The organism is Nocardia exalbida NBRC 100660, assembly GCF_000308575.1.
In the GTDB taxonomy this organism is placed as follows: Bacteria; Actinomycetota; Actinomycetes; order Mycobacteriales; family Mycobacteriaceae; genus Nocardia; species Nocardia exalbida.
In genome coordinates this window covers 20,733-27,277 of the sequence record NZ_BAFZ01000090.1, presented here as the reverse complement: position 1 = coordinate 27,277, position 6,545 = coordinate 20,733, and the positions used below count along the sequence as shown (strand labels likewise).

Annotated in this window: 7 protein-coding genes; 2 read left to right on the top strand and 5 right to left on the bottom strand. The window is 64.7% G+C overall.

The window, feature by feature from the left end; genetic code table 11:
• The 5 genes from ON29_RS22275 to ON29_RS22255 form a co-directional block, all read right to left on the bottom strand.
• The coding region (locus ON29_RS22275; protein ID WP_505777426.1) for an RNA polymerDNA-directed RNA polymerase subunit B at nt 1–1,917 on the bottom strand (1,917 nt) is incomplete at its 3' end.
• A 331-nt stretch (nt 1,918–2,248) separates the two neighbouring features.
• Nucleotides 2,249–3,454, bottom strand: a complete 1,206-nt coding sequence (locus ON29_RS22270; protein WP_040869143.1) for a Cmx/CmrA family chloramphenicol efflux MFS transporter — start codon at nt 3,452–3,454, stop codon at nt 2,249–2,251.
• Between the two features lie 295 nt (nt 3,455–3,749).
• The gene (locus ON29_RS22265; RefSeq protein WP_040869142.1) at nt 3,750–4,292 is read right to left on the bottom strand and encodes a hypothetical protein; all 543 of its coding nucleotides are present in this window, start codon (nt 4,290–4,292) and stop codon (nt 3,750–3,752) included.
• A gap of 133 nt (nt 4,293–4,425) precedes the next feature.
• Nucleotides 4,426–4,767 carry a hypothetical protein gene (locus ON29_RS22260; protein WP_040869140.1) on the bottom strand — a complete coding sequence of 114 codons (342 nt, stop codon included), beginning with the start codon at nt 4,765–4,767 and terminating at the stop codon, nt 4,426–4,428.
• Nucleotides 4,764–5,207: a hypothetical protein gene (locus tag ON29_RS22255; RefSeq protein ID WP_157172860.1), complete on the bottom strand. Its 444-nt coding sequence runs from the start codon at nt 5,205–5,207 to the stop codon at nt 4,764–4,766. The genes ON29_RS22260 and ON29_RS22255 overlap by 4 nt, the downstream gene beginning before the upstream one ends.
• A 161-nt stretch (nt 5,208–5,368) precedes the next feature.
• Here ON29_RS22255 and ON29_RS22250 point away from each other — a divergent pair, with 161 nt between their 5' ends.
• Together ON29_RS22250 and ON29_RS22245 are read left to right on the top strand one after the other, a co-directional pair.
• Nucleotides 5,369–6,244: a helix-turn-helix domain-containing protein gene (locus tag ON29_RS22250; protein WP_040869136.1), complete on the top strand. Its 876-nt coding sequence runs from the start codon at nt 5,369–5,371 to the stop codon at nt 6,242–6,244.
• On the top strand, nt 6,241–6,450 hold the full coding sequence (locus ON29_RS22245; RefSeq protein WP_040869134.1) for a DUF397 domain-containing protein: 210 nt from the start codon (nt 6,241–6,243) through the stop codon (nt 6,448–6,450). Before ON29_RS22250 ends, ON29_RS22245 begins: the two co-directional genes overlap by 4 nt.
• Nucleotides 6,451–6,545 lie beyond the last annotated feature (95 nt).

Here is a 6,545-nt window from a genome sequence, read left to right as displayed (position 1 = left end):
GGCTTTCTCGTTCACCACCACGTCACCGGCATCGATCGCGGCTCGCGACTCCATACCGGTGCCGACCAGCGGGGACTCGGAGCGAATCAGCGGAACCGCCTGCTTCTGCATGTTCGCGCCCATGAGAGCCCGGTTGGCGTCGTCGTGCTCGAGGAAAGGGATCATCGCGGTCGCGACCGACACCATCTGACGCGGCGACACGTCCATGTAGTCGACTTGCGCGGATTCGACGAGTTCGACCTCGGAATTCCTGCGACGCACCGCGATTCGCGGCTCGACGAAGCGCCCCTCGGCATCGAGTGGCTCGTTCGCCTGCGCCACGACATGCAGGTCTTCCTGGTCGGCGGTCAGGTAGTCGACCTCGTCGGTCACCCGGCCGTCGACCACTTTCCGGTACGGGGTCTCGATGAAGCCGAACGGATTCACCCGCGCGTACACCGACAGATAACCGATCAGGCCGATGTTCGGGCCTTCGGGTGTCTCGATCGGGCACATCCGGCCGTAGTGGCTGTAGTGCACATCGCGGACCTCCAGGCCGGCGCGCTCCCTGGTCAGGCCACCCGGGCCCAGCGCCGAGAGGCGGCGTTTCTGGGTCAGACTGGCCAGCGGGTTGCGCTCGTCGAGGAATACCGACATCTGCGAGGTTCCGAAGAACTCCCTGATCGCGGCGACGACCGGGCGGATGTTCATAAGCGTCTGCGGCGTGATCGCCTCGACGTCCTGAGTGGTCATCCGCTCGCGGACCACACGCTCCATGCGGGAGAGACCGATTCGCATCTGGTTCTGGATCAGCTCGCCGACGGTGCGCAGGCGACGATTGCCGAAATGATCGATGTCATCGACCTCGACCCGAACCTCGATGCCACCGGGGGCGGTCATGGTCTTGTCACCCGCGTGCAGGCGCAGCAGGTATTCGATGATCGTGACGATGTCTTCCTCGGCGAGCACCGGTGAGCCGATGACTTCACCGGAGTGGATGCCGAGCTTCTTGTTGATCTTGTAGCGACCGACGCGCGCAAGGTCGTAGCGCTTCTCCTTGAAGAACAGGTTCTCCAGCAGGGTCTGCGCGGACTCCTTGGTCGGCGGCTCACCCGGACGCAGCTTGCGATGGATGTCCAGCAGCGCCTCATCGGTGCCCGGTGTGTTGTCCTTCTCCAGCGACGTCATCATGATCTCGGAGAAACCGAACCGCTCGCGGATCCGCTCATCCGTCCAGCCGAGCGCTTTGAGCAGGACCGTCACGGGTTGGCGGCGTTTGCGGTCGATGCGCACACCCACGGTGTCGCGCTTGTCCACGTCGAACTCCAGCCACGCACCGCGCGACGGAATCACCCGCACACTGTGCAGATCCTTCTCCGTGCCCTTGTCGACACTGTGGTCGAAGTAGACACCCGGCGAACGCACCAGCTGCGACACCACGACACGCTCGGTGCCGTTGATGATGAACGTGCCCTTGTCGGTCATCATCGGGAAATCACCCATGAAGACCGTCTGGCTCTTGATCTCACCGGTGTTGTTGTTGATGAACTCCGCCGTCACGAACAGCGGAGCCGCATACGTCAAGTCCTTGTCTTTGCACTCATCGATCGAGGCCTTGACCTCCTCGAAACGGGGATCGGACAGGGTCAGCGACATCGTTCCGGCGAAATCCTCGATCGGCGAGAGCTCCTCGAGCACCTCCGCCAATCCGCCCGCCCGTGCGTCGCCGCGCGCCGCCGCCCGTTCGTGGCGGGCGGGCGCACCGATCAACCAATCGAAAGAATCGAGCTGGATATCCAGCAACCCCGGAACATCGAGGGGCTCACGAATTTTGGCGAACGAGACCCGCTTCGACGCCCCGGAGACCCCGGTCTCGACGGGCATTCCTGCATCGACGTCGGCCTGACTCGAGATTGTCAAGATGCGTCCTTCCAGCACCTCGCGCCGCCCACGCGTTCGCGTGGTCGTCGCGGTATCTGCTTGTCCTGTGGGCGGTAGTTCTCCTGTGCGCACCGTGCTGGACTGTGCCCGAACATGCCTCGACTACAACGGGTGGGAAGTGGCACGCCGACAGTGCCACTTTCCACAGTCATTTCGTATTTCGAGAGTTGGACAGCACGCGACCCGGCGCGAAGCCTTAAATTACACCCAAACTTGGCCGATGTCGAGGACATCAAGAAATAGACACATGATTTCTCGTGTCTTCCCATATTGATAGTGGCATCCCGATATGCGGTTCGTCAAGTCTATTAGCGGTAATTCGCCAGCTCTACTCGATCGGGTCTCCTGCCGGGGCCGCGGCGTCAGCCGTACGTGGTGCGACCGGCCTTCGCGAGGTCAGGACGACAGCCATCGCGGCGATCGTGAAGGCGGTGCCGCACCACAACGCCTTCGCGGGCTGACCGGTGTTGTCGACGATCACGGCGGCGGTGGCCGGGCCGAGGACGGCGCCGATGTTGAACGCGGTGGTGGCCAGCGCGCCCGCGATCCGTGGCGCGGTGGGCGCGGCGGTCTGCACGATCGTCGCGATCAGCGTCGATCCCACCCCGAACGCGATCGCCCCGGACACCGTCGCCATGATCGCCACTCCGGGCAGGGTATGCGCGGTCGCAGCGGCGAGCAGCCACACTCCGACGAGCCCGCTGGTACCGAGCGTGATGATCCGCTCTCGGTGATCGTCGCTGTAGCGGCCGGTCGACGTCACGCCGACGAACGATCCGATGCCGAACAGAGCCAGCACGATCGGAACCCAGCGGCTGCCCGGCTCGGCGAGCCCGGCGGTGATCGAACCGAGGAACGTGAACCCCGCGAACGTCGCGGCGTTCACCAGTACCGCGACCAGGACCGCGACGAGAACCGGGCGTGTGCCGAGCACCGCCCACTCCTTCACCGGAGAGGGTCCCCGGGTAGTCGGCCGGTCACCGGCGCGCACAGTGCGAGGCACCATCGCCCACACCGGGATCACCACAGCACCGCTGACGACGGCGACGGCCCAGAACGCGGCACGCCAACCCCACACCTGTCCCAGCAAAGTCCCGGCAGGCACACCGGCGATGCAGGCCACGGTCACCCCGGACACCACCACCGAGGTCGCGCGGCCCACCACGGCCGGGTCGACCAAGCGCGGCAGAGCGGCCAGCACGATGGCCAGGAACCCCGCGTTGGCGACCGCCGCGACGACCCTGGTCGTCAGCAGCACCGCGAACTCGCTGGTCACCGCGCCGACGACATGAGTGGCGCAGAACACCGTCAAGAACGCCGCTACCGAATGCCGGACCGGCAACCGGCCCGCCGCCACCGCCATCGCCGGTGCGCCGAGCACCATGCCCGCCGCGAACAGCGAGGTCAGCAGACCGGCCGTGCCGAGCGAGACGCCGAGATCGTCGGCGATCCGCTCCAGCAACCCCGACACCATGAATTCGGACGTGCCCTGCGCGAACACCGCGACAGCCAGCACGAACACCACAAAGGGCATAGAAGGACAACTCCCCGGATAAGGGCGCCGCGCAGCCGACACGGCGCCCGAGATGGTCGCGGAATCGGGCGAACCCGTCGCCCGATCGCGCAGAAACGAACATCGTCCGGCGTCGCGAAAAATCTGCCAGTCGCGCTACGACCAGCAGTTTCTGCATTCACAACGCCGCCCAGCGCATATGCTGGGCGGCTATCGTCTGGACGCCTCCGGGGAATTCACGCCCACACCATAACAACGCGTCCGGGCGGGACCAACACAATTACCGATTCGCCTTCGGACCGAAAGTCCCGGTGTTTCAGTGCGACCGTAGGCGCGTTATGGCGGCGTGGTTCGCCCGCGGATCCAGCGTTATGGCCGCCGCCCATACGTGTGCCGCGACAGCGCGCTGGTCGAACAGGGTGACCCAGGCATCGGTGGACGCGCGGGTGTCGTTCACCCAGGTGGGCGTCGGTCCGAGTTCGGGCAGGTGCGTGTAGGTCAGCGCCGTGTAGGCGCGTGCTCGGGCATCGAAAATCGTTGCCGCGCACATGGGGTCGGCGGTGGCGCGTTCGCTCAGCCGGCCCGCCTCCGCGGCCTGTATCGCATCCGGCGGGACGCCGTCGGATCCGGGGAATATCTCGCCCACCGTCAGGTAGGCCAGGCCGAAACCCCACACGCGGCGGGTGAATCGCCGGATCAGCCATTCGGCCGAATCCAGGATGGGGGAGCGTTCGGCGTCGGGATCGAGCACTATCGCGGTGTGGGCCGCGTCTTGTGCCGTGGAGGTCTCCGCGTGGGCGAATCCCCAGAAGTGCACGGTGTCGGAGCCGACGGAATCCGCACGGCGTTCGGCCATCATCGTCGTGAGTATCGAGTCGATCGTGGTCCTCGGTGGATATCGGATGGTGGAATTCGTCGGCTTGGGGGTCGCGGGTCGCGGTCGATTTCGTCGCTTGGACATTCGGCTCTCGTTACCTGTGTGAAGTAGCGGATCAGGCCAACTCATCCGCTCGGGGCGGGACAAGAAGGTCTGCGGTGCGCGCCCCGTGCGCGGGCAGCAGAACATCCCAGAACTCGGCGCGGACCGCGTCCCACAGCCGGAAGTGGCGCGGGAACCATTCGCGGACCTGCGCCAGATCCGGCAGTGCGCGCTCGTCGAAGGCGACGAGACCGCTCTGCCCCAGGGGAATCGGCAGGGTGTCGCCGTTGTTGCGCAGCCGGTAAGCAGGTGTGGGGTCGGAGTCGTCGCGGAAGAACACGATCTCGATCCGACTTCCCACCACCCGCCAGGAAGCCTGCGCGGCTCCGAGCGTGGTGCGATGCAACCGGCTCACCCCCGCAGAGCATCGGGTGGGGCCGCCAACGCCGACAATCGCTCCAGCACCGCTTGGATCGTCTGCACGTCGAGGGCGCGGTCGATGTTTCCGCTTTCGTCAGGTGACGGGAACCCGATTCCTCGTGCGGCGGCGCGTTCCCGGTGGCTCACCGCCTGCGGTGTCAGCCGTCCCGCGATCACCAGCGTGCGGTACGCGGCCGCCTTCCACGCACACCGCTCGATCCGGCAAGTCAGGTGCGCCCGCATCTGCTCGTGCGCCAACCGCACGTCGGCGTGCCCGCAGATTCCGGGCGGAACGAGGAGTCCATCCACTACCTCGCGACGCCCGTGCCGGTGTGTCCCGATGCCGTGCCTCGTCGGCTGTTGATCGTGCGTAATCCGCTCCGACGCGCGGGAATTCGTGACGAAATCGAGTTCCGTTCCATGTTGTTCGGCCATGTGCATATGCTGCGAACGTGCTCGCGACGGGGAGCTCGAATCGGCCGGTGCCCAGCAATCGGCGCGTACGCGCTGAGCGCTTCCCGAGTGGGCGGACATCGATTCCCGCCGTGGGAAAAAGCAGGTCACACCGTGGGATAGCAGGGGAGGACGCAACGGAAATGGTCGGTACCAAGTCGGACATCGGCCGGACGACGCTGCCGCGTCGCCAGTTGGGCCGCGCACTGCGCGACGCGCGTCAGGCCGGCGGTTACACCCTCGAGCAGGTAGCCGAGGTCTTGGAGATCAGTCGATCGTCGCTCGGACGGTTGGAACTTGGGCAGAACGAGAAGATCAAGGTTCGGGATGTGGAGTTCATCTGCCAGTACTACGGGCTACCGGACGAGCGGACCGAGTACCTGAAATCGCTTGCCGAGCAAGCACGGGTGAAACCGTGGTGGGAGGATTATCGGGACCTGGTGAGACCAGGGTTCAACACGTATCTTCAATTGGAAACCGCCGCTGCGGAATTGCACTTTTTCCAAACGCTCATCATACCGGGTCTATTGCAGACTCCAGACTATGCCCGCAGTGTGCGACCGTCCGCGTCGATGGGACCCTCTGAAGAGTCCGACTGGCTCGTGGAACGGAGAATAAGACGATCAGCGATACTTACTCGGAAGCACAGGCCGATGCGAGCCGAATTCCTGGTGCATGAGTCGGCTCTGCGTACTGTTGTCGGCTCTACGCGAATCATGTCTTCGCAATATCGTCACCTTGCTGACATGGGTACGCGAGAGAACGTCTCGATCCGGGTCGTTCCGTTTACCGCTGGCTTCCCCGGAGGACTGGCGGTACCGCCGTACATAATCATCGACTTCCCGCATGACGAGCCGTCCGTCGTCTACACCGAAGGTGCGATAGGCACAATGATTTTCGAGGAGGAGGACGATGTGAACCGCTTCCGAGTGATTCACGAAGCCGTCAGTGGTGCTGCGCTCGAAGAGCAACGATCGAGAGACTTGCTCAGAAATATGGCCAGGAGATGCGAACAATGATCATCGACCTATCCGGAGCGAAGTGGTTCAAGTCTGTCCACAGTGGTGAGGCCGATGCGTGCGTCGAAGTCGCGTGGCTCGAGGCCGGTCACGTCGGTGTCCGCGATTCGAAAAGCCCGTCCGGCCCGGCGTTGACCTTCACGCCGGGTGGATGGGACGCCTTCGTCACCTGCGTCACGAATGATGTATTCACCCAATCACATTGAGCTGCGAAGCGGCGGAAGCCGACAGACGACGGTCCGGCCTCGCCTGTATAGCCGAGGCCGGACCGAAGTCGCGTCGGCGCTGCCGAAAGTCACGC

What these genes read in the sequence shown, in the direction of transcription:
- ON29_RS22270 (WP_040869143.1), bottom strand. Translation starts at nt 3,454, where the DNA reads ATGCCCTTTGTGGTGTTCGTGCTGGCTGTCGCGGTGTTCGCGCAGGGC.
- ON29_RS22265 (WP_040869142.1), bottom strand. Translation starts at nt 4,292, where the DNA reads ATGATGGCCGAACGCCGTGCGGATTCCGTCGGCTCCGACACCGTGCAC.
- ON29_RS22255 (WP_157172860.1), bottom strand. Translation starts at nt 5,207, where the DNA reads ATGGCCGAACAACATGGAACGGAACTCGATTTCGTCACGAATTCCCGC.
- ON29_RS22250 (WP_040869136.1), top strand. Translation starts at nt 5,369, where the DNA reads ATGGTCGGTACCAAGTCGGACATCGGCCGGACGACGCTGCCGCGTCGC.
- ON29_RS22245 (WP_040869134.1), top strand. Translation starts at nt 6,241, where the DNA reads ATGATCATCGACCTATCCGGAGCGAAGTGGTTCAAGTCTGTCCACAGT.